Below are 26,540 nucleotides of genomic sequence, written 5' to 3'. Positions count from 1 at the left end.
TATCAATACTTTAGGAGGATAATTAACCTTTAACTAAAACCTTTTAATATGAAGAAAATTACTTTATTACTTTTAATGTTTTGTGCCTCATTCTCTTTTGCTCAATTGCAAGTAGGAGTTGGAACCAATGAAGCTCAAAATATGCCATTTGAAGCTTATTATGGATATTCTTACAGTCAAAGTATATACACTGCTTCGCAGATTAATTCTTCAGGAACTATTACAGGATTGCAATACTACTTTAGTGGAACATCAGCTTTACCAAATAGTCAAGATTTAACTATTTATATCGGTCACACAACAAGAACAAATTTTGCGGATGGATCTGATTGGGAGCCTGTAGCAGGATTAACTGCTTCTTACACTGGAGGAATTGATGTTTCTGCAGGACCAGGATGGGTAACTTTAACTTTAGATACTCCATTTGCTTATAACGGAACAGATAACTTATTAATTGGTTTTGACGAAAACAACGCTGGTTATGATAGTTCCGGAGATGATTTTTGGAATTCTGCAACACCTGAGGTAAGAAGTATTACCTACAGAAACGATAATACTAATCCAGACCCAGCTGCACCTCCAACAGCTAGTGGAACTTATTCTTTTAGTCCTACAATAATCTTTAATGGTTTAGTTGCTGCATTACCACCAAATTGTGATGCTACATTAACGACTCCTACAGATGGAGAAATGAATGCAGATTTAACTGCAGGTTTAGCTTGGAGTGCTGCAACAGGTTCAGCAACAGGTTATAAAGTAACTATGGGTACTTCTACTGGAGCAACTGATATAGCAAATGCTGTAGATGTTGGAACAGATTTAACATATGCAGTTACATTAACTGCTGGTACTACATATTTTGCAACAATTACACCTTATAACGCAAATGGAGATGCTACTGGTTGTACAGAAGCTACATTTACAGCAGCTTCTGCACCAATGTGTCCAGTAGTTACTGCTACACCAGATGCTGCTTGTGGTAATTATGATTCTAATATATCATGGGTTGCAATCGCAGGAGCAGATTCTTATACAGTTACTGTAGGAACAAGTACAGGAGCAACTGATATTGCAGATAACGTTGATGTAGGTACTGCATTAACATACGATTTTGCGTCAATGGCAGCAACAGATTATTTCTATACAGTTAATGCAGTGAATACAGCTGGAACATCTACAGGATGTGCTGAAGGTTCTTTTATTACTTTTGCAACAGGTTGCTATTGTGATTCTGATACTACTAGTGTAGATGGTACTGGTATAACAAATTTACAAGTTGGATCTACAGATTTCGCTAGTGGTGGAACATTAGGATATGAAGATTTTACTGGTGCACCCGTAGATTTAGGTCAAGGAACCACATCAAACGTACAAATAACGTACGATACTGGTTATGATTATGGTGTAAATATTTGGATAGATTTTAATGATAACTTTACGTTTGAAGTTTCAGAGCAAGTTTTTATGGATGGTTTAACTGCAAGTGATTCGCCTACTACTTTCGATGCTTCTTTTACTATGCCAGCAGCAGCAGTATTAGGAACACACAGAATGCGTATTTCTTCAGATGATACTCCTGCTCAAGCAACAGCTTGTAATATGTCTACTTGGCATGTAACAATGGACGTAGATGTAAATATTATTGCAGTTGCTTGTACTGCTCCAACAGGAACAGCTACTTTAGTTACAGATTGTGATAATGCTCAGTTTTCTGTAGATGTAGATATTACAGGTTTAGGAGATGGTACATCTCAAATTAACGATGGTACTACTACGTATGCAGCTACTGCTTTAGGAATAGTGACAGTTGGTCCTTATGCAGACGCATCTTCTGTAACTTTAGTTTTAGAAAACGGTACAGATCCTACTTGTGATATTAATTTAGGTACTTTTACTAATACTTGCCCACCAGCAAATGATACTTGTGCTGGTGTTATAGATTTAGGTACTCAAATGAGTCCATTATCTGCATCTACAGTTAATGCAAATAATGATTTTGGTTCTTTTGATTGTTTTAATACAAATAATGAATCTCCTGATATTGTATATTCAATTTTAGTGCCAGATGGTTATACGTTAACAATTGGTCAGACAGCTAATAGCTATGATTCTGAACATAGATTAGGTTATGGAGGTGCTTGTCCAGGTACTACATCTGTGGCTTGTACAGATGATTCAGATTTGACTATAGAATCATGGGCTAATGGTACAGGTGCAGATGAAACAGCTTATTGGATTCAATCAGCATATTCTAATGGATCTGGAACTTTTACTCTTGAATGGTCTCTAGCTGCTACACCTCCAGCAAATGATGATTGTGCAGCAGCTACTGTTGCTCCTCATATTTTAGCAGTTGGTACTCTTGTTAATGGAGATACTACTAATGCAACAGATTCTGGCGTAGCTGCTGGTGCTTGTGGAGCAACTGGTGGAGATAAAGATATTTGGTACTCATTTGTAGCAACTGCTACAATGGTAACAGAAGGAGCTAATTTTACAACAGATGCAGATCACGTAGTAGTATATTCAGGTGATTGTGCAACAGCTAATGAAATAGCTTGTTTAGCAACTGGAGAAAATACTCCTGTTTTAATAGATGGAACAACTTATTTAGTAAGAGTTTATAATTCAGGTATTGCTAAAGTTGCAGGACCAGTAGCAATTACTTTAAACGAAGGTTCTTTATCTACTAGAGATTTCGATAGTACTTTAGGTTTCTCTTACTATCCAAACCCAGTTAATAATACATTAACATTAAACGCGCAAAAAGCGATTTCTAATGTAGCTGTATTTAACATGTTAGGTCAAGAAGTTATTAGAACTGCACCAAATGCAGTATCTAAAGTTGTTGATATGTCTAACTTACAATCTGGAGCTTACTTTGTACAAGTAACTGTTGGATCTACTGTAGAAACAGTAAGAGTTATTAAAAACTAATAATTACTTATAAAATGTTTTACTAAATTTTAGTACAACATAAAATTTTTAAAAGCCACTCTGAAAAGAGTGGCTTTTTTATTGGAGTAAATTCAAGATAAAACTAATGAGTTAAAACCAAATTTTAAAGCCTAATACCAGAAGCTCCTTCCTTCAGTTGAAGGAAGGTGGTTTTTACTTTAGTAAAAACCGGATGGTTTGCTAAAAGCGCGAAGCTGCTTTAATAATAGTATGTTTTTTTTGTATATTTTATGTTTATTTACCTAATAGTTGTTTGTTATAAGTGCAACTTGTACTATACATAAATTAAATAGGTAATTTTTTTATTTAGATAATAACAATTGCATTCCGTTATTTTGAAGTTCAAGAGCTATTACTGTACATTTGTGTTATGCAATTATCGTTTTCATTTATTATTCCTGTTTACAATCGTCCTAACGAAATAGAAGAGCTTTTGCAAAGCTTTACTAAGTTAGAAGGTGCAACAGAATTTGAGATTGTTATTGTCGAGGATGGTTCTACAGATTCATCAAAACATATTGTGAGCAATTATAATTCGCAATTAAATATTTCATACTTTTTTAAAGAAAATTCTGGTCCAGGAGCTTCTAGAAATTTCGGAATGCAAAAAGCAAAAGGTAATTATTTTATTATTTTAGATAGCGATTGTATTCTACCAAAAGAATACTTAAACGAAGTAGAAAAGAATTTAAAGACCAAATACGTAGATTGTTTTGGTGGCCCAGATGCAGCTGGTGCTTCATTTTCAAACTTACAAAAGGCTATTAATTTTAGTATGACCTCGTTTATTACAACAGGAGGCATTAGAGGTAATAAAAATAGCGTCGATAAATTTCAGCCTAGGAGTTTTAACATGGGCTTATCTAAAAAAGCATTTGAAGCTACTAAAGGTTTTGGTCGCATTCATCCTGGAGAAGATCCAGACCTATCCATACGTTTATGGCGTTTAGATTTCGAGACTGCTTTTTTTGAAAGTGCTTATGTATATCATAAACGCAGAATTTCGTGGTCTAAATTTTATACACAAGTCAATAAATTTGGAATGGTAAGGCCTATTCTTAACAAATGGCATCCATCAACAAAAAAGGTGACCTATTGGTTTCCTACAGTATTTGTTTTGAGTGTTGTGTTTTCAGTTTTATTATCTTTTATTAATGTATTGCTGCCATTATATCTTATATTAGGTTATTATGGGTTTGCATTCATTACCGCTTTGCTTCAAACAAAAAATATAGTTGTAGCGTTTCAATCTTTAATAGCAGTAACAATTCAGTTTTTTGGTTATGGTATAGGTTTTTTAAAATCTACATTCTTTATAGGTGCTTTAAACCGAAATCCAGAACAGCAATTTCCAAAACTATTTTTTAAACATAAATAATGTCTTTAGTCACAAGTACAATAAAAAACTTTCTAAGAAGTAGGAAACTTAATGTGTTTCTAATCTTTTTTATGCTCGCTTTTTTTATTTTGGTGTTGGCTAGGCTTTCAGCAAGTTATACAAATACAGTTAAGTTTAATGTAGCGTTAAAGAATATTCCTGACGAAATGATAGTGCTTAACGATTCGTCTAATACATTAAATTTCACCATGACAACAGATGGTTTCGAGTGGATGAAATACTATATAAAAACACCTTCTGTTGAAATTGATTTTAAAAATGAAGTTAAAAAAGCCGATTCTCTGTACGTGTGGTCATTGTCTAGAGGTTATGCAGGTATTAATGGCCAGTTTAACAAAGACATTGTTGTAAAAACCATTAATCCAGATACGCTTTTATTTAAAGTAGATATTAATGCTGTAAAAACGATACCAGTTATACCAAACTTAAACATTAGCTATAGTCCAGGTTATAATGTTTTAAATGCTATAGTTGCAGTACCAGATTCTATAAAGATAATAGGCCCAGAATCTCTACTTTCTAAAATTAATAGTATTGAAACCAAAGTGTTAAACAGGAATGCCGTTAATAAGCCTTTTAGCACACAATTAGCGTTAAAGTTAGAGACTCTAGATTCTCAAATTAATGTAAAAACTAAAACAGTTAGTATTAATATTAAAGCAGAGAAATTTACTGAAGGCACTCTTAGTTTGCCCATAAATATTATTAATGTCCCAAATAATGTGAAGGTTAATTATTTTCCTAAGACTATTAATTTATCATACTATACAAGTTTGGAAAGTTATAACACTATCGATATAAACGATTTTGAAGTTGTTTGCGATTTTAAAGAACATAATAGCAAATCGTCTTATTTAACACCTAAATTAATAAAATCTCCAAAAGCTATTAAAACATTTCGCTTACACGAACAGAAAATAGAATATATAATTTCAGAATGATAACAGTAGGACTTACAGGAGGAATAGGAAGTGGTAAAACCACAGTTGCTAAAGCATTTGAAGCTTTAGGGATACCAATATATATAGCAGATGATGAAGCTAAAAAACTAATGAATACCTCTAAAGTTCTTAAGCGAAAACTAATTGCGCTTTTTGGTGAAGTTGCTTATAAAGACAATAAATTAAATAGACCTTATTTAGCAAAAGCTATTTTTAATAATAAAGCTTTATTAGAAAAAATGAATGCGATAGTGCACCCAAAAGTTGGAAAGCATTTTATAAAATGGAAAAACAAACAAGAAGCACCATACGTTATAAAGGAAGCTGCTATTCTTTTTGAAAATGGAAGTTATAAAAACTACGATTATATTATTACAGTTACTGCGCCAGAAAAAACACGTATAGAACGCGTTTTAAAACGCGATAATGCAAGCATAGAAAAAGTAAAAGCAATTATTGCTAACCAATGGAAAGATGAACTAAAAGTTAGCCTTTCGGACTTTGTAATTGTAAATACTAACCTCGATACTACAAAAAAAGAGGTTTTAAACACGCACAAGAAACTCTTAAAAAAAGCAAATAAATTTTAAATTTTAACATTTTTGTTAATGTAAGGTTAAATGCAAGGCTTACTAAATGTTAAAATATTAATTTTGAATGGATGAGTAAAAAAGTGTTTTTTGTACTAGCAATCTTAATGAGCTTGTCTCTTATAGGTATCATATTTGTGCAAAGCTACTATATTTCTAATTCTGTAAGTAATAAGGAAGATAACTTCAACTTTAATGTTAAGCAGGCCTTAAGCAAAGTTTCTAAAAATGTGGAATATGAAGAATTTAGAGATTATTTTAATAAGATAAGACCATTAATAGCTCAAGATGTTGACGTTATAAAAGATACAACAGCAATACGTAATCTTTATGTTAGACAAGAAGACCAAGCTAGAAACGAAACACTCGTTTATAGTTATGGAATCTTAGAAGAAAATTATAAATTATCTCCAGCGCTCTTTGACATAGGTTTAGATACTATTAGTATTAAAAAAATTATTAGTAAAAAGGAAACTAAAGTCTTTAAAGCAAATGATATTGATGGTAACCTTAATAATAATGAAGTTTTTGCTAAATATAGTAATACTGAAAAATTCTTGATTGATGATTATTATAAAGATTTTGCATACACAATACCAATACATCAGCGAATAACAAAAGAAAAACTAAACAGATTACTTACTTTTGAACTACAGCATTTTGATATTGGTATAGATTATGAGTTCGCTATTTACAGTAGTGATTTAGCAACAAAAATACAGACAGATAATTTTGAGTTAGAAGACCAAGTAACAATGGAAGTGCCAATTTTTTCTGAAGATAATGGAAATTATAATTACCGTTTGCTAGTCAATTTTCCAGATCGAAATAAGTTTATATGGTCTTCTGTAATTGGTATGTTGGGTTTATCTGTTTTGTTTACTTCAATAATAATTATTGCATTTGTAACAGCGTTATCACAGATTATAAAGCAACGCCAGATTGCTGAAATTAAAACAGATTTTATTAATAACATGACGCATGAGTTTAAAACGCCTATCGCAACTATAAACCTGGCTTTAGATTCTATTAAGAATCCAAAAATTATAGATGATAAAGAGAAGGTTAAACGCTATTTACAGATGATACGTGAAGAAAATAAACGTATGCATGCACAAGTAGAGAATGTACTAAGGATATCTAAACTTGAAAAAAATGAGTTAAACATTAGTAAGGAAGGTATTAGTTTACACGACTTAATAGAAGATGCTATCTCTCATGTAGAATTAATTGTAGAAGATAGACAAGGACATATAGAGACAGAACTTAAAGCAACTAAGTCTTCTGTACTAGCAAATGAAACGCATTTTATTAATGTTTTGGTAAACATTTTAGACAATGCTATTAAATACTCGCCAGAGGCCCCAAAAATTACTGTAGAAACAGTAAACGTTGGAAATAATATTCTGGTTAATATAAAAGATGAAGGTAGCGGAATGAGTAAAGCTGCCGTAAAACGTGTTTTCGAAAAGTTTTATAGAGAACACACAGGAAATATACATAATGTAAAAGGTCATGGTTTAGGCTTATCTTATGTAAAAAGAATTGTAGAAGACCACAGTGGTCACATATCAGTAACAAGTGAAAAAGGAAAAGGAAGTGCTTTCACGATAAAACTTCCGTTAATATCATAACATTATGGACGAACAAGAAAAGAAAATATTATTAGTAGAGGACGATCCAAATTTTGGAACAGTTTTAAAGGATTATTTAATGATGAATGACTACGCAGTTGTCCATGCTAAAAATGGTATGGAAGGCTTCGAAAAGTTTAAAAAAGACGATTACGACCTTTGTATCTTAGACGTTATGATGCCTTATAAAGACGGTTTTACACTTGCTAAAGAAATTAGAGAGAAAAATGCAGATGTGCCAATTATTTTTCTAACTGCAAAAGCAATGAAAGAAGATGTGCTTAAAGGTTATAAAGTAGGAGCAGACGATTATCTTAATAAACCTTTTGACAGTGAAGTGCTTTTAATGAAAATTAAAGCAATCATGACAAGAAAGGCAACAGATACAGTTGCAGATAGCAAACAATTTGATTTTGAAATTGGGCATTTTCACCTTAATTCGAAATTAAGATTCCTTACTTATAAAGGTGGTGAAGCTGTAAAATTATCTCCAAAAGAAAACGAATTATTACGTTTATTAGCTTTACATGAAAACGATTTAATGCCAAGAGAACTAGCATTAACAAAAATATGGAGAGACGATAATTACTTTACATCAAGAAGTATGGATGTTTATATTGCAAAATTGCGTAAATATTTAAAAGTAGACGATAAAGTAGAAATACTAAATATTCATGGTGAAGGCTTTAGACTTGTTGTAAACCCTGACTAAAAGTATAACACTATAACTATATTAAAAAGCTTGTAATTTTATTACAAGCTTTTTTGTTTTTATAAAAGGCTTTAAAACGTAATCTTTAAATTATTGATTTTTTTTAGTGTCTATGGTTATTACATCAAAAATTAAATGTCCTTCATTATTTTGCCCATTAATAATTAATTTAATTTCATCTAAATTATTATTGAATACTGTAATTAAATTGTCTGAGTTTGGTTTCAGGTCAGTACTCGGCAACCAGTCTAGTGTACTGTAATATTTTTTAGAATTATTAGTAGGGAATTGTAAATCGTATTCTTTGTAATTCTCTGTTGGAATTGTAAAACCAAAGTCTACATTTCCTTTTTTAACAGTAAACTTTGTATTGTTATTTTTTGCTTTATTTTTAAACGGATTTATCTCTCCTTTTGTTTTTAATATTACAACTCCTCCAAAACCATCTAAACCATAACCAGCTCCAGATGCATTAACTTTTGCCTCTATAATTTCTGTTGCATTTATGGTTCTTAATAAGTCGAAATCTGAAACTCTTACACCATTTAAAATTATTGCAACTTCATCATTTCTACTTCCCGCAATAATTGATTTTGCACCTCTTGTAGACCTAACTTTTGTAGATTGGATGTCAACTAGTATTCCAGGTAAGTCTTTAATAACATCCATTGCTGTTTGGCCTGTAGAGTATTTGCTTTCTATAATTGTATATGTTTTTGTAAAACTACTTCCACGCGTTTTAGGGTCTGGATAATCATCTGGTAAAACTATTTTTTTCTTCTTAGACTCAATTAAAACCTCTTCTAATGTTTCGTTCTTGTTATTAAATTCAGTTTTTATTATACTATTATTAAAGTCATCTACATAAAAATTTTCTAAATTTCTGGTAGAAATTGATGCAGGTTTATAGCTTAAAAACTCTTCTTTAATTTTTATAACAGCTTTTAATAGTTTGCCTTTGCTATCCACTAAAGATAATTTGTAAGCAGAGTTTTGTTTTAATAATAAACTATCAAAAACAAAAGTATTATTAGGCTTTAGTTTAGAAACTAAAATAATATTATTTTCTTGCGATGTTAGCATCACTTTAGAACTATTAATATCTACATTATTTATAATTATAGAACCGCTTACTTTCATTCCTATTTCAGAGTTTTTATACTCTTTCTTGTTAATTGGCGCGTTTTTAAAATCTGTTTTACTTTTAGTTTGTATATAACTATCTAGCTTGTCTAGGTTAAATCCTTCAGAGAAATAATCTGCCACATTACCAGTTTTATCTTTTAAATATGGAGTTACTAAAAAGTCTGTAAGAATATTGTTTTGGTTTTTATACATTAAGGACTCTGTTGGTAAAACCGAAATACTAACATTTGTATTTGTAAATACATTTTTAAGCATTAACGCTATTGTAGTAGAATCTTTTTTACGAATAGTTTTAGTTGCTTCTAACTTTATTATTTCCTTTTTATCATTATAAATATTACGCTCTGCAATTGGTTGATTGCTTTGGTTAAATATGGTAATAGTATTTACACCATTAAAAAGATCCTTTTTAAGAAGGTTTAAATTGAAACTATTATAATCACCATTTAATTCAATTGGAATAACAGACAATACATATCCTTTTCTGTGTATTACAACAAAAAAGGTGTTTCCCTTTTCTTTATCTAGTGTTGCTTTATTTGTTGCTATGCTTAAATTAATAGCATCACTATTTTTAGCATTCTTTTTTTTATGGATTATTAATCCACTCTCTTTTGCACTCGGGATTTCAAATTTAGAATCATTAACAGTAGCAAAATATTTAGTTCCTTTACTAGCTGTTAGTTTAAAAAAGCCAATTCCGTTTTCACCACTTTTATATTCTAAAATAACGTCTCCATTAGTATTTACTATTTTTCCATTTAATTTTAATGGAATATTATTTTTTGTTATAGTAAAATATATGGTGTTTTCTGTGTTTTCAAGTATTACGTTACTTTCAGGATAAAAACTAAAAACAGTTAAATTATCTAATGTATTATTGTTATTAGTTTTGTCTATAAAACCATCGTCTAAACTCTTTACTTGTATAGATTTAATATAAGTATTTTCGAAATTGGTGTTCCAATTGGTTTCTAATTCTATAAAATATGTTCCGGTTTTTAAGTCTTCAGGAAGTTCTATATTACCATTCACTTTCCCATTATTAACAAACACTAATTGATTTGCAACTAATTTTTTTTCTGAATCATAGATATTAATATAAAGATTCGAAGTTTTATAATTAGGTGTTTCTGTAATGTCATAAGCAACATAGGTCTTAAACCAAATATTTTCGCCTGAAAAGTAAACAGACTTATTAGTGTGCAGAGAGAATTTTTCTAAATGTTGTTTATGTAAAAAAGTATTTTGCTCACTAATGTTTTCAGATGTTATTGGATTGTTTTCTTGTGCAAAACTTAAATTAATAAAAAAGAAAACAATTAATATTATATAATCGGAATGGCGCATAGTAGGAGTTTTAATTTAAACTAAAAGTAATCAATTTTAAAGCAACATTTAATCCGTTATACTTATAAATGGATTACTTTATGTATTAAATCTCCTTCTGCATTAAAACCATTAATAATTAGTTTTACGCTCTCATTCTTTGGTTTTTTAATTTTTAAAATGTTAGCACTATTGGGCTTTAGTATAAAATCGGGAACCCAATCTATAGCGCTATAATAATATTCAGACTCTAGATTTGGAAACGTTAAAGCGTTATTTTCTAATTCGTTTTGGTTTAAACTAAAACCTTTTGTTGTTTTGTATGCTTTAACAAAAGAGTTTTTGCTTTTTTTGTAGCTAAAGTCGTTTCTTGTTATTAAATTAATAGCACCTCCACCGCCTTGCAGGCCATATCCAGCTCCAGAAACGTTTACACTAATAAATTCAAAATCTGTAACTCTATAATTAGCAAGATCTAAACCGCCTTCTTGACTCATTGGAGCTCCATCAATAAAAAAGAGCATATAAGGTGAAGAAGAAATACTTGAAGGCCTTGTATTTACTATAACATAACTGCCATCTACTAATCTACTTACTCGAATTCCTTGTAGTTCTTCTAGAAATTCTACTAAGCTTTTTAGTCCCTCTTTTTCTAAATCAATATAATAATCTTTGCCAAATCCAGCACTAATTCCTAAAAAGGGATTTTCTTTTTTTATCTCTTTTATTCTTATCTCTTTTATTCTTATCTCTTTTTTGCTTTTTGTCCCTTTTAAAATAACTTCTTCAAGAGATTCTATATTTTTAGACTTAGGAAGATAGTTAAAGACTTCTCTATTATTCTTTTCTATTGTTAAGCCTTTTTCTTCTGTAAGGTTATTATTTAAAGGTTTTTTTACAGCATTGTTTATTATTATGCTATCTACTTTATAATCAATAAATTCTTTATAGATGTAAAATTCTCCTTTAATAACTTTTCCAGCTTGGTCTACTAAAGCAAGTTTATAGTCTGAAGGATGTTTTAGTAGTAAGTTGTTAAACTCAAATTTTTTATCTGTAGAAATAGATGTAGTTAAAAGGACGTTGTTAAGATGCGAAGTCAACATTACTTTATATTCACTAGTATTTTCTATTTTAGAATTTATTGCACCACTAATTTTTAAACCATTCTCATTTTTATAAAAGAGCGTTCTATTAGCTGGACTTTTATATGGAAATATTTTATTTATTTGTTTTAAGCTTTCATCATCTTTAAGTAATGTGTTAGTAATAGATGCTTTGCTATCGAATACTTTAGAATCTTCGTGTAATACCGAAATACTAATATTAGTTTCGTTAAAGGTATTTAGCAATTTTAAGTCTAAACTAATAGAGTCGTTACTTTCTTTTATAATATCTGTAGTTATGTCAATTTGTTTTTCTGGCTTATTATAATAGTTTGTTTGTGCTAAAATTTTATTTTTAGTATCAAAAACTGTTACAGTGTTAAGTCCATTATACAATGTGTTCTTTAAATAATTTAGAGTATAAGTATTTGTGTTTTTTTTAAGCGTAATTGTTGCTACAGATTTTGGAGTTCCTTTTTTATGTAAAATAGCGTAAGCAAATTTTCCGTTTTCATTTAAAAGAGAATTTGCCTTAAATTGAAAACTTACAATGTCATTTTTTTTATTAAAAGTATTTAAGGTTAATGCGTTTTGCTCATCCTTATTTAAAACATCTGTTTCCAGTTCTGTATTTGTTAGTTCCTTATTATCTAGTTTTTCTATATTTTCGACTTCGGAAGGAGTAGTAGTACTGTCGTTAATATTATAAACCTCAATAGGGAAGAGGGCTCCTTCTTTAAAATTTCTATTCCATTGTGTATTTAATTGAATGGTATAATCTCCTGTTTTTATATTTTTAGGGATTTTAATTAATCCATTTGCAGTTCCATTTTTAACATAAAACAATTCACTTAATACCAATTCATTATTAGAATTATATAAACTAACATGAAGATTTGTAGTTTCTAAAAATGGTTTGTTGTCTTCTTCATGTACTACATAAGCCTTAAATAAAATATTTTCTTCTGTAAAATAGAAGTCTTTGTTGGTGTGTAAATAAAAATTCTCAACAGTATAATTATTAATATAATCACTATTAATAATTGTGTTAATATGGTCGTCGTTAACAGAGGTTTGCGAATAAGAAAAAAAAGAAGTTATAAAGACAAAAAGAAGCGTGGTTAGTTTCATGCAAAATGTATTTAGTGGTTAAATCTAATTAGTTAATAAAATGTTAAATCAATTTTTATGCCAAATTCAACTTTTAAAAATATACTCTAATTTACAATTTAGATTTTTCTATAGCTTTAATAATGTTGCTTACATCTTCTAAATAATCAAACCAGAAAGTATCTTTATTACGTTTAAACCAAGTAAGTTGACGTTTTGCAAAACGACGCGAATTTTTTTTCATTTCTTCAATAGCGAAATCAAACGTCCATTCTTCTTTAAAATAATTAAAGAGTTCTTTGTAGCCTACAGTATTTAACGCGTTAAGATGTTGTTTATCTATAAGCAATTTTGCTTCTTCAAGCTGTCCTTGAGCAAGCATAATATCTACACGTTTATTAATACGATTGTAAATTATTTCACGTTCTGCAGTTAAACCAATAGTAATAGTTTTAAAAATGCGCTTGTTTTTATCTTTATTTAAAAACGAAGAATAAGGTTTTCCGCTGCCAATACAAATTTCTAAAGCACGAATAACACGTTGCGGATTATCTATTGCAATTGTATTGTAAGCTTCAATATCAAGTTTTTTTAGCTGTAGCTGAAGTGTTTCTAGTCCTGTTTCAACCAATTCCGAATTCAAGCCTTCTCTGATGCTTTTGTCTACCTCAGGAAAATAATCTAATCCTTTTGTAACAGCATCTACATAAAGGCCAGAACCACCAACCATAATAACTACATCATGTGTTTTAAACAAAGTATCTAATGTTGCTATTGCTTCTTTTTCAAAAGCACCAACATTATAGATGTCTTCAATAGATTTATGATGAATAAAATGATGTTTTGCTTGCGCTAACTCATCAACCGTTGGAGCAGCAGTACCAATTTGCATTTCTTTGTAAAACTGTCTAGAATCTGCCGAGAGTATTTCGGTATTATAGTGTTGAGCAAGTTTAATACTCAAGCTCGTTTTTCCAATCGCTGTAGGTCCAACAATGGAAATTAGGTATTTGTTTTTAGAATTCAATATGTAGAATTAATCTATATGAAGGTTGTGGCCGCAGTTATAACAATATTCGGCACCATCTTTATGGTTCGTTGTTAAACAGTTTTGACAAGATTGAGAGTTAAGCTGAATTTTCTCAGGTTCACCATTATTTTCTTCCTCTTTTTTGGTTAATGTTTTGCTGTATTCTGCAGAAACAATTCCTGTTGGTACAGCAATAATACCATAACCTAAAACCATAATAAGCGTTGCAAGAAATTGGCCTAAAGGAGTTTGTGGTGTAATATCACCAAAGCCAACAGTAGTTAGTGTTACAATACACCAATACACACTCTTAGGGATATTTGTAAAACCATTTTCTTCGCCTTCTACTAAATACATTAGCGTACCAAAAATGATAGATGCAATAATTACAGCAAACAAAAATACAGATATTTTGGCTCGACTAGATTTAATAGCACTAGCTAATTGGTTCGATGCTCCCATGTATCTCGCCAGTTTTAAAATTCTAAAAACACGCAATAAACGTAAAGCTCTTAACGCTACTAAAGCGTGACTTCCAGCCAATATAAAAGACAAATACATTGGGATTGTAGATAGAAGGTCTATTATTCCATAAAAACTAAAAATATACTTTTTTGGTTTTTGTACTGTAATAACTCTGGCAATATATTCAATAGAAAAAAGAATAGTTACTAACCATTCTCCAATATATAATGCATTGTGATATCTAGCGTCAATAGAACTAACACTTTCTAGCATTACTAATGCAATACTAGCTAGAATAAAAATAAGCAAAATAACATCAAACAATTTTCCAGCAGGTGTATCTGCTTCGTAAATAATCTCATGGAGTTTGTTTTTCCAGTTATGTTTACTTGTTTTACTCATACTTCAAAAATACTAAATAATAATAAGCTATTTTTTCTTTAAAACAATTAGTGAATTTTTTTGCAAATCTACTATAGTACTAAAATACTCTTTTAAATAAGGATAATAGTTTTGATTGTAAATGGCTTCTTTAAAATTGAATTTAAAATAGATTATAATTTTAGAATCACTTTTTGTTACATTGAACAGCAGAGTTCCTTTTCCGTTAGGTAACTGGCATTTTTTTATTTCTGGAACTTCGCTTACTTCAAATAAATTAGTGTCGTAATCTAGTTTATATATGTAAGTGTAAGAATCTTTATAGCCAAAATCTATAGGATAAGTTCTTTCTTGAAGTTTAAAAGGGTTTTCGGCGAAAAAGGTTGTAATAAAAGGATTTATATAAATGGCGTTTCCAATGGTTTCAGATGGAATTTCAAAATCTACAACTTCAATAAACTCTTCACTATTTTTAGACGTTGTTTTAACTTCGTGATTTGTAATTGTAATGTTTGTGTTTTCGTTTTGATAGTCTGTTAGGTAACTAGATTTATTTTTAAAGTAATTTGCCTTTAAATCACTAGATTTATAACCTGTAGCTTGATGTTTTATAGAGCCATTAATAGTTCCTGTTTCATTAATTTTTGAAGTAACTTTATAGCTAACCGAAAATTTATCTTTTGGTTTAATGTCTACCCAAGAGCTTCCGGTTTTTAAATCTAACAGCCTACCATATTGGTTAAGGCATCTGTATGGTAATTGCCCAAAAGATAAATATGGGCTTGTAGCATCTAAGAAATATGTTTCTCCAGCTATTTTAGCTTGAATAATTATGTAGTTAAATTCTGAGATTACCGGAAATATTCGTGTTGGTAATCCGTTAGATCTTGTAGACATTAATATTGGTAGTACTTCAATATTATTTTCGTTAAGTAAATTAAATAATAACAAGTTAATTTCTGAAGCTCTACCAACTTTATTTTTTATTAAATCTTTTAAAGAAAGGTCTCCAAAAATATTAAATTTTTCATCCCATTTATAGTTGTTTTGTACATATTCTACAATAGCTTGAGCCTTTTTTAATTGATCTTTTTCGGTTGTAGTTTCATGAGAAAGTAGCTCTTTAACAACTGAACCTTTATTTAATTGTCTTCCAATACTTTTCTCTGTTTTTAATTCTTTGTCTACTGTTTTCCATGATTTGGTGATATTGTCTCTACGCCCATCAAAACCTGTATAAACCTTCAATTCGTATTCTACTTTTGAAATATAATTTTCTTTAGTAGTCATATATTCTTCATCTATAAAAGCTGGAACATCTTTCATAACATAAACAGTTTTAAAACAATCTGCTTTTGCTCCTGAAGATGATTTTAAACACTCTTTCTCAACATCGTTGGTATTTATATTTAAAGGTGTTTTGCCAACCAATTTAATGTTATAATCGTAATTAGCAGGTATACTTGCATGATACTCACTATATAGTGTCGGAATATTAGTTTGAAAATACCAGTTTCTATAATTAAAAATAAAAGGAGTATCTAAGGTATAGCTATATTTAATTACTGAGCCTTCTTTTATATTTGGCATTGTAAATTTAACTAAGGTATAATTGTCGTTATACTTTTCTGTGAAAATTTGACTTTTATTGAGTTTCTGGATGTCTAATGTTCCGTTAGTATTTGTATTAGTAGTAGTGCCAATTATTTTAGTTACTTTTTCTTTATTATCACTGTTTTTATATAGTAAAATGGAAACATTTGCTTGGTCGAAACCATCTCTATTAAGAATTTTAATTTTACGTTTAATCTCGGTTTTTAATCTAAAGTCATCTTGATCAAAATAGGAGTTTCCAAATTCATAAATCACTAAAGCATTTGCTGTAGAATCTTTAGCATATGTATTTTTTGTTAAATCGCTATTAGTAACATTATATCCAGAAGCATTAAATTTAGATTGAGAAAAACTAATAATTGCAAAAAATAAGAAAACTAGTACTATTGTGGTCTTTTTCATTTAAAATTTTAAAATTTTAAGACGTTTGTTTTTACGTAAATAGCTTTGTATTATATGCTGTGTGTGTCTATTATTAGTCATAGGGATAATAATAGATTTTAGAATATCTATATTGTTTATTTGGTGGTTTAAATCGTAAAAAGCATAACCTGTAAAAACACCATTTTCAATTAAAACAGCACTGCGTTCATCTACCTTTCTACCTTTATCTATAATAATCATGTTTTGATCTTTATAGCTGTATTTTTCAATAAACTCATTAACGCGCTTATTGTAAAGCACTGTGTTTTCTTCATTTAAACAAGCACCTTCACATTCTTTTAATTCATATCTAAAACAGCTATCAAGCGTTTTTTCTAAACCACAAAGTTTTAAACATAAAGAATACGTTTCTACTGCACGATGCAAAAAGTCTTTTGCACTTTGTTTATTGCTAAAAGTTGTTATAACTTTTTTGCGTCCATCTGCAGGATCAATAGTTAAATTTATATAACCATTACTATCTATAGAACTATACAATGCATGAGAAATTTTTGTTTTTCTCATTGCACGATTAAAAAGAGGTTTGTTTTGTTTTATTTCGTGACTCTCTTTTAGTAAGGCAATAAGTTCGCTACCAGTAGTATCGTAAGTTACTGTTGCTACTTGAATTTGAATTTTTTTAGATTTTCTATCTGTACCTGTAAAATGCTGATTTATTCGTTTTTTAATGTTCTTACTCTTACCAATATAAATAATGTTTCCATTTTTATTATGGATATAATAAACACCTGTTTCCGAAGGCATTTGAGCAATAATATCTGTTAGTTTTGGCTCTAATTGTAACTTAGGATGTTTTCTTAAAAAGGTTTGAATAATTGTTTTTTCGACATCTTTACTCAATAATAATTTAAAGAGTTTTACAGTAGCTAATGCATCTCCAGAAGCACGATGCCTGTCTGTAACAGGTATGCCTAAAGAACGTACTAATTTACCTAAACTATAAGACGGTAAATCTGGAATAAGTGTTTTAGCTAATTCTACAGTACATAGTGTTTCACGATCGAAATCGAAACCTAAACGTTTAAATTCTGTAGTTAATATTCGGTTGTCAAATTGTGCATTATGTGCTACAACTACGCAACCTTCTGTGATTTCTACAACTCGTTTTGCGATCTCGTAAAACTTTGGCGCGTTTTTTAACATGTTACTGTTAATACCAGTAAGGTTTACAACAAATGGTTGGATTTCTCTTTCCGGATTTACTAAACTAATAAATTGGTCTACAACTTCGTGACCATCAAATTTGTAAATAGCAATCTCTGTTATGCCTTCTTCGTTATACTTACCACCTGTGGTTTCTATGTCTATTATTGCGTACAAATAAGTTAAAAAATAATAATTAAAAGTTAATAGTTATTAGGCTTTTGATTTCATAGTGTTAATTGTCGAAACTAACATTTTTATTAATTCATTATTAGCAAAAATAAGTGTTTTACTAGTTTCTGAATCTATATAATTAGAGTCTTTTAATAAAGATATCCAATAGTCTGTTTCGTTAGCTTCTTTAAGAGCGATACTCATTTTACTAATAAAATCTTTATTAGATTGAGCAAACTCTGCTTCTCTAATATTAGCACCAATTGATGTGCCGCTTCTTAGTAGTTGTTTTGATAAAGTATATTCTTTATAATTAGAAGAAATAGATTTGTATACTGAAATAATTCTTAAAGCAAAATCATAACTTTTAGTCTTTAAAATTGATTCTCTCATGAGTATAACTATTAACTTTTAGTTGCGATAACCAAAGATACTACTTCCTACACGAACCATTGTACTTCCACACTCGATTGCTAGTTTGTAATCTCCACTCATTCCCATGGAAATAGTTTGTAGTTGACAGTTTGTAGTTTCAGTCACTTTTAAATCTTCTAAAGTAGACTTTAAAAGTCTGAATTCTTTTTCAATTTGAAGTGTGTTTTCTGTAAAAGTTGCCATTCCCATAACACCAATTACTTTAATATTTTTTAATGCTGAAAAATCTTCCGATTGTAATATATCTGAAGCTTCTTTTGCAGACATTCCAAATTTAGAATCTTCTTCGGCAATTTTAATTTGAAGTAAACAGTCTATTACTCTGTCGTGTTTTAAGGCTTGTTTGTTAATTTCTTTAAGTAGCTTGAAGCTTTCTACACCATGTATTAAGCTAACAAAAGGAGCCATGTACTTTACTTTATTGGTTTGTACATGTCCAATCATGTGCCATTCGATATCTTTTGGCATTTGCTCGAACTTGTCCGCCATTTCTTGGATTTTGTTTTCTCCAAAAATGCGTTGCCCTGCATTGTATGCTTCCATTAAATCACTCACAGGTTTCGTTTTAGAAACGGCAACTAATGTTACGTGTTCTGGAAGTGTTTGTTTTATGTTGTTTAGGTTATGTTGTATGCTCATTTTATTATCTAATGCTTTTTAGTTTCTAGATTGCTAATTAAAAGTAAAAACATTTGTCAAAACTCATAAATAGTAACACCGCTCCTCAATTTAGGCTCAATATAAGTGCTTTTTGGAGGCATTTTAAGGCCATCGTCTGCAATGCGTTTCATTTGTTCTATTGTAGCAGGAATCATACCAAAACCGACTTTAAACTCACCACTGTCTATTTTACTTTTAAGGTTTACAATATCTTTTTTTCCGCTTAAATAATCGATGCGTTTATCGTGTCGTAAATCTTCAATTTCTAAAATTGGTTTTAAAATGGTTTGATAGAGTAGTTGTGCGTCGAGCTCATCTAAAGAGGTTCCAAATTTATAACTAGTTTTACGTAAGTATAGCGAATAAAACTCACCATCTAAATACATGCTAAAATGATGAGGTTTCGATGGTTTGTATGGCATAATACCACGGTTTTCTATACGATATGTTGTATCTAGTTTAATTAAAAACTCTTCTTTTGTAAGTCCGTTTAAGTCTTTTACAAGCCTATTAAATTCATGAATTTGCAACTCAGACTCTGGAATTAAGAAACTCATAAAATAATTATAAGTTTCATCGCCATTGTGGTTTTTGTTTTCAGCTTTTAAATCTTCACAAAGCAAATGTGATGAAGATGAACGATGATGTCCATCTGCAATATAAAGCGTGTTCATGCTTGCGAAAGCTTCAGAAATTATTTTAATATGGGCTTCGTTATCTATTTGCCATAAATAATGTGTGTCTCTATAAGTGGTTGTGAATTCGAATTCTGCGCGCTCTTTCTGTATTTCGGTAATAACATTTGAAATAGCGTTATTATCTGGATAGGTGAGGAGTACTGGTTCTGCATTAAAACCAACCGTTTTTAAGTAGTCTTTAAAAACAATTTCACGACTAGCTATAGTGTCTTCATGTTTTTTAATAACATCGTTTTGGTAATCTTCTACACTTGCAGCCGCAACAATACCATTAAAGGTTTGGTGGTCACGATCTACAATTTTGTAAATGTAAAACGATGGTTTTTTGTCTTGTTTAAAAACATCATCTTCTTTAAATTCTAAATAGCGGTTTTTTACAAGTTGATAACGTGCTTCGCCAGAAATCTCCTTGGCATATTTGTAACCAGGATTAACAATATGTAAAAACGAAAACGGATTGTAATTTAAGCGGCCTTCGCGTTCTGCTTGCGTATAACTTTGGTACGAGCGTGAAGCTACAAGGCTTACTTTATCTCGTGTGGGTTTTACTGCGCGAAAAGGTTTTATGTTTGCCATAATTTACTTCCTATAAATTCAGGAACCTATTTAATTAGTTTTGTTATTCGATATTATAATATGTAATTACGAATTTTTTTCAATAAAAAAAACGTGGGAATCTATTTAATTGGATTTCAATTTAAGAGATTGCCACGTCCTTCGTCCTCGCAATGACAGCCTATTTAGCAATCAAAAAAGTAGGTTTACTTCAAAAACTGCTTCGCAACGTTCTCAGCTTTTCTACTTTCAGAGTAATCGTAAAAACCTTCACCAGATTTAATACCTAGTTTTCCAGCACGAACCATATTTACTAATAATGGACATGGTGCATATTTAGGATTTTTAAAACCATCGTACATAACGTTTAATATAGATAAACAAACGTCTAAACCTATAAAATCTGCTAATTGTAATGGTCCCATTGGGTGTGCCATACCTAATTTCATAACAGTATCAATCTCTTCAACTCCAGCAACACCATTATAAAGTGTTTCTATAGACTCGTTAAGCATTGGCATTAATATTCTATTGGCAACAAATCCTGGATAATCGTTTACTTCTGTTGGTGTTTTACCTAGTGTTCTAGATAATTCCATGATAGTATTTGTTACTTCGTCGCTAGTGTTATAACCACGAATAATCTCTACCAATTTCATAATTGGTACAGGATTCATGAAGTGCATACCAATTACCATTTCTGGTCTAGAAGTTACTGCTCCAATTTGAGTTATTGATATAGACGATGTGTTTGTAGCTAGAATAGTATCTTCTGGGCAAGCCTCGTCTAATTGCTTAAAAATCTTTAATTTTAAATCAATGTTTTCGGTTGCAGCTTCTACAACTAAACTTGCATATTCTACACCTTCTTTTACGCTTGTATATGTTGTTATATTAGCTAAAGTACCAACTTTATTAGCTTCTGTAATTCTCTCTTTAGCGACCATTCTATCTAAATTCATAGTAATGGTTGCGATTCCTTTTTTTAGTGACTCTTCGCTAATATCTATTAATTGTACTTTAAATCCTGATTGTGCAAAGGTATGAGCGATACCATTTCCCATAGTTCCTGCTCCAATTACTGCTACGTTTTTCATCTGTATTGTTTTTTGTCATTGCGAGACTTTTTCTAGTCGTGGCAATCTGTTTGTTTTATAACTTAAAATTTAATTTGAACATCAATTATAAAGATTACTTCAGTCGTTCCTCTTTCGTAATGACGACTTTTCTAAAACTGATCGATAATCATACTAGCAACACGTAAAGCTTCAGTACCATCGTGTAATGTAACTATTGGCTTTGTGTTAGTGTTTATAGCATCAGCAAAACTTTCTAATTCATCTAAAATCGCATTGTTGCTAGGCACATCTGGATTATCGAAATAAATTTGCTTCTTGATTCCTTCAGCATTTTGAAGAATCATATCGAAATCTCCAGGAGTTTCTGGAGCGTCTTTCATTTTTACTACTTCACATTTCTTTTCTAAGAAATCTACAGAGATGTAAGCGTCTTTTTGAAAGAAACGTGTTTTACGCATATTCTTCAACGAAATTCTACTTGCTGTTAAATTGGCAACACAACCGTTTACAAATTCTATACGTGCATTTGCAATATCTGGTGTATCACTAATTACCGAAACGCCACTTGCAGAAACACTTTTAACTTTAGATTGTACAACGCTTAAAATAACATCTATATCATGAATCATTAAATCTAAAACCACAGGAACATCTGTTCCTCTTGGGTTAAATTCTGCTAAACGATGTGCTTCTATAAACATTGGACTGTCTAGTTGGTGTTTTATAGCTATAAAAGCAGGGTTAAAACGTTCAACATGACCAACTTGTCCTTTAACACCATGTTCGGCAACTAAAGTTCTTAATGTTTCGGCTTCTTCAACAGTATTTGTAATAGGCTTTTCTATAAAAATATGCTTGCCTTTGGCAATGGCTTGTCTAGCACAATCGTAATGCGAAAGTGTTGGTGTTACAATATCTACCATGTCTACAGCATCTATTAAAGCTTCTATAGAATTAAAGTATTTATAACCAAATTCTGCTTCTACCTTTTTACCGTTCTCTTCACTAGAATCGTAAAAACCAACAAGGTTATATTTATTAGATTGATTAAGTAATCTTAAATGAATTTTCCCTAGGTGTCCAGCACCTAAAACTCCAGCGTTTAGCATTCTATTTACGTTTTTTTCAAAAATAAGATATTTACCTACGAATTTGGCAAATTTGATTGTATTTTTAATAGGTATTAACAATATAATTAAATTCCACTATTTACTTTTAAAACGAAGATTGTTTCATTAATTTTATCATTCTAAACTTTCCACCATTTTGCAAGATACTTTTAAACACAAAGGCCTAAGACAACAATTAGTTAATATATTAGTAAACAAAGGTATTACAGATAAAGCTGTATTAAATGCCATTGGAAAAATACCAAGGCATTTGTTTATGGATTCTAGCTTTTTAGACCATGCTTACCAAGATAAAGCGTTTCCTATAGCTGCAGACCAAACTATATCGCAACCTTACACAGTAGCTTTTCAAACCGAATTAATGGAAATTACTAGAGGCGATAAAGTGCTTGAAATTGGTACAGGAAGTGGTTACCAAACTGCTGTTTTGTGCGATTTAGGAGCTAAGGTTTATAGTATTGAAAGACAACAAGAGTTGTTTAAAAAAACAAGTAAGTTTCTACCTAAATTAGGATTTAGAGCTAAGAAATTTATTTTTGGCGATGGTTATAAAGGTTTGGTAGAAGAGGCACCTTTTAAAAGTATTATTGTAACAGCTGGAGCGCCTTTTGTGCCTAAGCCATTACTTGCACAACTTGAAATTGGTGGACGCTTGGTTATTCCTGTGGGAGATAGCGTGCAAACCATGACGCTTTTTGTAAGAAAAGGAGTGAAGGAATTTGATAAAACGGAGTTTGGTGAGTTTCGTTTTGTACCGCTTTTAGAGGATAAGAATTAATTCCATCCTTAATTCTTTCTAAAAGGAAGAAAACTATTATGGAAAATATAATAACATTAATAAATTCCTTCTCCTTTGGAGTGGGTAAGAGAGGAATGAAGAAAATTACTTTTATTATCATTTTAGTTTTTCAGTTTAGTTTTTCACAGAATTATACTGAATACCATACAGGAAACGTAACAGATTTAGTAGTAACTCCAAATTCAGGAGTCTGTTTAATGGGAGGAGCAAGTGAAAGCGATGAAGCTATGGTTTGGTTTTTAAATAAAGCAAATGGTGGAGATGTAGTTGTGTTAAGAGCTTCTGGAGGCGATGGTTATAATAATTATTTTTATTCAGGTTTAGGAATTGCCATCAATTCTGTGCGCACTTTTGTCATTAATAATGAAGCTGGAGCAATAGATCCTTATGTATTAGATAAAATAGAAAATGCAGAAGCCATTTGGTTTGCTGGTGGAGACCAATATAATTACGTTAATTACTTTAAAGACAATGCCGTTGAAACTGCTTTAAATAATTTTATTAATGTAAAACAAGGCGTTATTGGAGGAACAAGTGCTGGAATGGCTATTTTAGGAAGCGCATATTTTAGTGCAGAAAATGGAACGGTTACAAACGCTCAAGCTTTAGGTAATCCTTATCATAATAGAATGATTTTAGGGTATAACGATTTTTTAGAAGTCCCGTTTCTTGAAAATGTAATTACAGATACACATTACGATGATCCAGACAGACGCGCAAGGCACGCTGTTTTTTTAGCACGTTTCTCGAAAGACAATAACGCACGTTCTTTTGGTATTGCCTGTAACGAATACACAGCTGTTTGCATAGAGAATGATGGAAAAGCCTATGTTTATGGAGATTACCCAAATTACGAAGAGCATGCCTTTTTCTTGCAAACCAATTGTGCAATTACAGATTATATTCCTGAGAATTGTACCTCTGGAAATGCTTTGCATTGGAATAAAAGTGGAGAAGCACTTAAAGTATATAAAGTGCCAGGAATGACTACTGGTGAGAATTATTTCGATTTAAGCGATTGGACTACAGGTAGTGGTGGCAACTGGGAAAACTGGTTTGTAAATAATGGAAGTTTTAATACAGCAAGCACAGTTAATCCTAATTGTAGTGCCTTATCTGTTTCGGAATTTGAGTTTGAAAGTATAAAGTTGTTTCCAAATCCTTTTCAAGATAAGATTACCATTGCTAAAAACGAAACACTACTTAAAATTGAATGTTTTGATGCCTTCGGAAGAACTATCCCTTTAGATTTTAATGGAAAAACTATTGATACAAATGAATTAGCATCTGGTGTTTATTTTTTTAAAGTTTATACTGAAACTTCCTCTAAACTTTTAAAAATGATTAAAGAGTAATTATTTTGAAAGAGTTCGTTTACGTATTCGTGTATGGAACGTGCGTTTTTGCGTGCGAGGATTTTCCGAAGAGAAAATCAGAAGCTAGAAAAAAAGCACTTCCCATTTTGTTAAGACTAAATTAAGCATTTTTTTATACACTTTGTTTAGCACGTTTTTAATTAATTACTATTTCAACATTTATTTCTTGCTCATCTCTCAATTTTGGAATTAGAGCGTGATATGTTAAATTTGGTGCTACATTTGTTCCATTTTGATTGAAGGTAACGTTTAGGTTTTGGTTTCTAGTTTCACAATTTTCAATCAATTCATAGTCAATAGAAGTATTCCCATTCGTAAGTCCTTTTTTTCCAATTATCAAATCATAAACAGAAAAATCAATAGTAGGTTGGCAACTTCCTGATACAAATTCAGAAAAATCAAGTTGATTCCTAATAATCATATGATTTTCAGATAATTCTATATCCATTTGATGTTTTGTGTTTGTACAACCATATTCAATTTCAAGACTTGTCGTGTTTAAAACTATGTCTGTACAATCTTCATTATTACAGTTACAAGAAACGAGTCCAAGAAATAAAATAGAGATAATCAAAATTTGATATTTCATAATTCAGTTTTTTTATAAGATGCTCTTTTTTCGAATTGGTTGCGTCAAATTGACTACAATGTTCAAGATATGGTTCCGTTTTAAAGCATTAAATTTTTCGTAAACGAAGTTAAATTATTTTTTTACTAAGTTAAATTTATAAATTTATAAATTTCAAAACAAAAGGTTCCTGTTTTATCGTAATACGAATAGCACATAAATAGGAGTGTGTTAAAAAATTACTCGTAACCTAAAGATGGCATTGGGTGTTTTTTATGGTATTAACAATATGCTTTTTAAATTATTCTAGTCTGTTTATTCCGAAACTGCTTTTAGTCCTACAATTGATATAATTAAAGTAGTAATAAAAAATAGTCGCCATAATGTAGCTGGTTCCTTAAAAATAAAAATTCCAACCAAAACAGTTCCTACAGCACCAATACCTGTCCAAACCGTGTACGCTGTACCAATGGGTAATTGTTGTGTTGCTTTTAAAAGAAGAAGCATGCTTATTGCTACACAAACAAAAAAGCCAATGTACCAATAAGTTGATTCACTTCCTGTAGCTTCTTTAGCTTTGCCAAGGCAAGCAGCAAAAGCAACTTCAAAAAGGCCAGCTATTATTAATAGTATCCAATTCATTGGTTCTTAATTTCTTAATTTCTTTATTTAGAAAATGCATTTAAAACTTCCATTGCTTTTTCTGTGTCTTTTGTATCTACAAAAATATGATCGTGATAATAAGCAGCGACAACATTGCAACTAATTCCGTTATCGGATAATGCATTCGAGAAAGCTGCTGTTAAACCAACTGCTTCTAAAGAGGAGTGTACGGTAAGTGTAATCCATGAAGCGACAAAAGAATAGTCTAAGTTTAATTGGTCTGCGACCTCCTTTTTAGCAATAATGGTAGTGCTTTCTTCTTCTTTAAAAGACATAACAATTTGATTAAGGTTTATTTGTTCCAAATTATCAGTTTTACAAAACACAAATTCTCCTACATTATGTTTTGGTTTCATAGACTTTAAAAGGACGTCTAATTTCTTTTCTCCGCTCATTTATTT

At 30.6% G+C, this 26,540-nt stretch carries 22 protein-coding genes; 8 read left to right on the top strand and 14 right to left on the bottom strand.

Annotated features, from left to right (window positions below; genetic code table 11):
* Nucleotides 1–48 precede the first annotated feature (48 nt).
* The 6 genes from CW733_RS07120 (at nt 49) to CW733_RS07095 (ending at nt 8,234) form a co-directional block, all read left to right on the top strand.
* Complete coding sequence (locus CW733_RS07120) at nt 49–2,937, top strand: T9SS type A sorting domain-containing protein (protein ID WP_100996543.1); 2,889 nt, start codon at nt 49–51, stop codon at nt 2,935–2,937.
* Between the two features lie 391 nt (nt 2,938–3,328).
* Nucleotides 3,329–4,336 carry a glycosyltransferase family 2 protein gene (locus CW733_RS07115; RefSeq protein WP_100996542.1) on the top strand — a complete coding sequence of 336 codons (1,008 nt, stop codon included), beginning with the start codon at nt 3,329–3,331 and terminating at the stop codon, nt 4,334–4,336.
* The gene (locus tag CW733_RS07110; protein WP_157811555.1) at nt 4,336–5,298 is read left to right on the top strand and encodes a CdaR family protein; all 963 of its coding nucleotides are present in this window, start codon (nt 4,336–4,338) and stop codon (nt 5,296–5,298) included. Before CW733_RS07115 ends, CW733_RS07110 begins: the two co-directional genes overlap by 1 nt.
* Nucleotides 5,295–5,888 (top strand): dephospho-CoA kinase, encoded by a 594-nt coding sequence (gene coaE / locus CW733_RS07105; protein WP_100996540.1) that lies wholly within the window; start codon nt 5,295–5,297, stop codon nt 5,886–5,888. The genes CW733_RS07110 and coaE overlap by 4 nt, the downstream gene beginning before the upstream one ends.
* A 71-nt stretch (nt 5,889–5,959) precedes the next feature.
* Nucleotides 5,960–7,522 carry a sensor histidine kinase KdpD gene (locus CW733_RS07100; protein ID WP_100996539.1) on the top strand — a complete coding sequence of 521 codons (1,563 nt, stop codon included), beginning with the start codon at nt 5,960–5,962 and terminating at the stop codon, nt 7,520–7,522.
* 4 nt (nt 7,523–7,526) lie between these two features.
* On the top strand, nt 7,527–8,234 hold the full coding sequence (locus tag CW733_RS07095) for a response regulator transcription factor (protein ID WP_100996538.1): 708 nt from the start codon (nt 7,527–7,529) through the stop codon (nt 8,232–8,234).
* Nucleotides 8,235–8,324: 90 nt separating this feature from the next.
* Here CW733_RS07095 and CW733_RS07090 read toward each other — a convergent pair whose 3' ends face one another.
* The 11 genes from CW733_RS07090 to CW733_RS07040 all read right to left on the bottom strand — a co-directional run bounded on the left by CW733_RS07090 (nt 8,325) and on the right by CW733_RS07040 (nt 22,712).
* Nucleotides 8,325–10,730, bottom strand: a complete 2,406-nt coding sequence (locus tag CW733_RS07090) for a hypothetical protein (protein WP_100996537.1) — start codon at nt 10,728–10,730, stop codon at nt 8,325–8,327.
* Nucleotides 10,731–10,792: 62 nt separating this feature from the next.
* On the bottom strand, nt 10,793–12,946 hold the full coding sequence (locus CW733_RS07085; protein WP_100996536.1) for a hypothetical protein: 2,154 nt from the start codon (nt 12,944–12,946) through the stop codon (nt 10,793–10,795).
* Nucleotides 12,947–13,037: 91 nt separating this feature from the next.
* A complete protein-coding gene (gene miaA / locus CW733_RS07080; RefSeq protein WP_100996535.1) occupies nt 13,038–13,952 on the bottom strand; it encodes a tRNA (adenosine(37)-N6)-dimethylallyltransferase MiaA in 915 nt (304 codons plus the stop codon).
* 9 nt (nt 13,953–13,961) lie between these two features.
* The gene (locus tag CW733_RS07075; protein WP_100996534.1) at nt 13,962–14,822 is read right to left on the bottom strand and encodes an ion transporter; all 861 of its coding nucleotides are present in this window, start codon (nt 14,820–14,822) and stop codon (nt 13,962–13,964) included.
* A gap of 27 nt (nt 14,823–14,849) precedes the next feature.
* Nucleotides 14,850–16,817: a DUF3857 domain-containing protein gene (locus CW733_RS07070; RefSeq protein ID WP_100996533.1), complete on the bottom strand. Its 1,968-nt coding sequence runs from the start codon at nt 16,815–16,817 to the stop codon at nt 14,850–14,852.
* Entirely contained in the window at nt 16,818–18,179 is a 1,362-nt protein-coding gene (locus tag CW733_RS07065; RefSeq protein WP_100996532.1) for an exonuclease domain-containing protein, read from the bottom strand. It abuts the gene before it with no gap.
* 36 nt (nt 18,180–18,215) lie between these two features.
* Complete coding sequence (locus tag CW733_RS07060; protein WP_100996531.1) at nt 18,216–18,569, bottom strand: four helix bundle protein; 354 nt, start codon at nt 18,567–18,569, stop codon at nt 18,216–18,218.
* 18 nt (nt 18,570–18,587) lie between these two features.
* Nucleotides 18,588–19,250: a YggS family pyridoxal phosphate-dependent enzyme gene (locus CW733_RS07055; protein ID WP_100996530.1), complete on the bottom strand. Its 663-nt coding sequence runs from the start codon at nt 19,248–19,250 to the stop codon at nt 18,588–18,590.
* A gap of 56 nt (nt 19,251–19,306) precedes the next feature.
* A complete protein-coding gene (locus CW733_RS07050) occupies nt 19,307–20,545 on the bottom strand; it encodes a DUF1015 domain-containing protein (protein WP_100996529.1) in 1,239 nt (412 codons plus the stop codon).
* 185 nt (nt 20,546–20,730) lie between these two features.
* On the bottom strand, nt 20,731–21,621 hold the full coding sequence (locus CW733_RS07045; protein ID WP_100996528.1) for a 3-hydroxybutyryl-CoA dehydrogenase: 891 nt from the start codon (nt 21,619–21,621) through the stop codon (nt 20,731–20,733).
* Between the two features lie 131 nt (nt 21,622–21,752).
* Entirely contained in the window at nt 21,753–22,712 is a 960-nt protein-coding gene (locus CW733_RS07040; protein ID WP_100998729.1) for a Gfo/Idh/MocA family protein, read from the bottom strand.
* Between the two features lie 157 nt (nt 22,713–22,869).
* Between CW733_RS07040 and CW733_RS07035 the strand changes: the two genes are divergently transcribed.
* Entirely contained in the window at nt 22,870–23,511 is a 642-nt protein-coding gene (locus tag CW733_RS07035; protein ID WP_100996527.1) for a protein-L-isoaspartate(D-aspartate) O-methyltransferase, read from the top strand.
* Between the two features lie 38 nt (nt 23,512–23,549).
* The gene (locus tag CW733_RS07030; protein ID WP_232730408.1) at nt 23,550–24,887 is read left to right on the top strand and encodes a cyanophycinase; all 1,338 of its coding nucleotides are present in this window, start codon (nt 23,550–23,552) and stop codon (nt 24,885–24,887) included.
* A 157-nt stretch (nt 24,888–25,044) separates the two neighbouring features.
* Here the strand turns inward: CW733_RS07030 and CW733_RS07025 are convergent, their stop codons facing one another.
* From CW733_RS07025 to CW733_RS07015, 3 genes are all read right to left on the bottom strand, one after another.
* Entirely contained in the window at nt 25,045–25,497 is a 453-nt protein-coding gene (locus tag CW733_RS07025) for a hypothetical protein (protein WP_100996525.1), read from the bottom strand.
* Nucleotides 25,498–25,791: 294 nt separating this feature from the next.
* Nucleotides 25,792–26,118 (bottom strand): multidrug efflux SMR transporter, encoded by a 327-nt coding sequence (locus CW733_RS07020; RefSeq protein ID WP_100996524.1) that lies wholly within the window; start codon nt 26,116–26,118, stop codon nt 25,792–25,794.
* Nucleotides 26,119–26,141: 23 nt separating this feature from the next.
* Nucleotides 26,142–26,534 (bottom strand): ACT domain-containing protein, encoded by a 393-nt coding sequence (locus tag CW733_RS07015; protein WP_100996523.1) that lies wholly within the window; start codon nt 26,532–26,534, stop codon nt 26,142–26,144.
* Nucleotides 26,535–26,540: the final 6 nt, after the last annotated feature.

Origin of the sequence: Lacinutrix sp. Bg11-31, from assembly GCF_002831665.1 — a bacterium.
Taxonomy (GTDB): domain Bacteria; phylum Bacteroidota; class Bacteroidia; order Flavobacteriales; family Flavobacteriaceae; genus Lacinutrix.
Note: the sequence above shows the minus strand (reverse complement) of the source record. Positions and strands in the feature narration are given on the sequence as shown.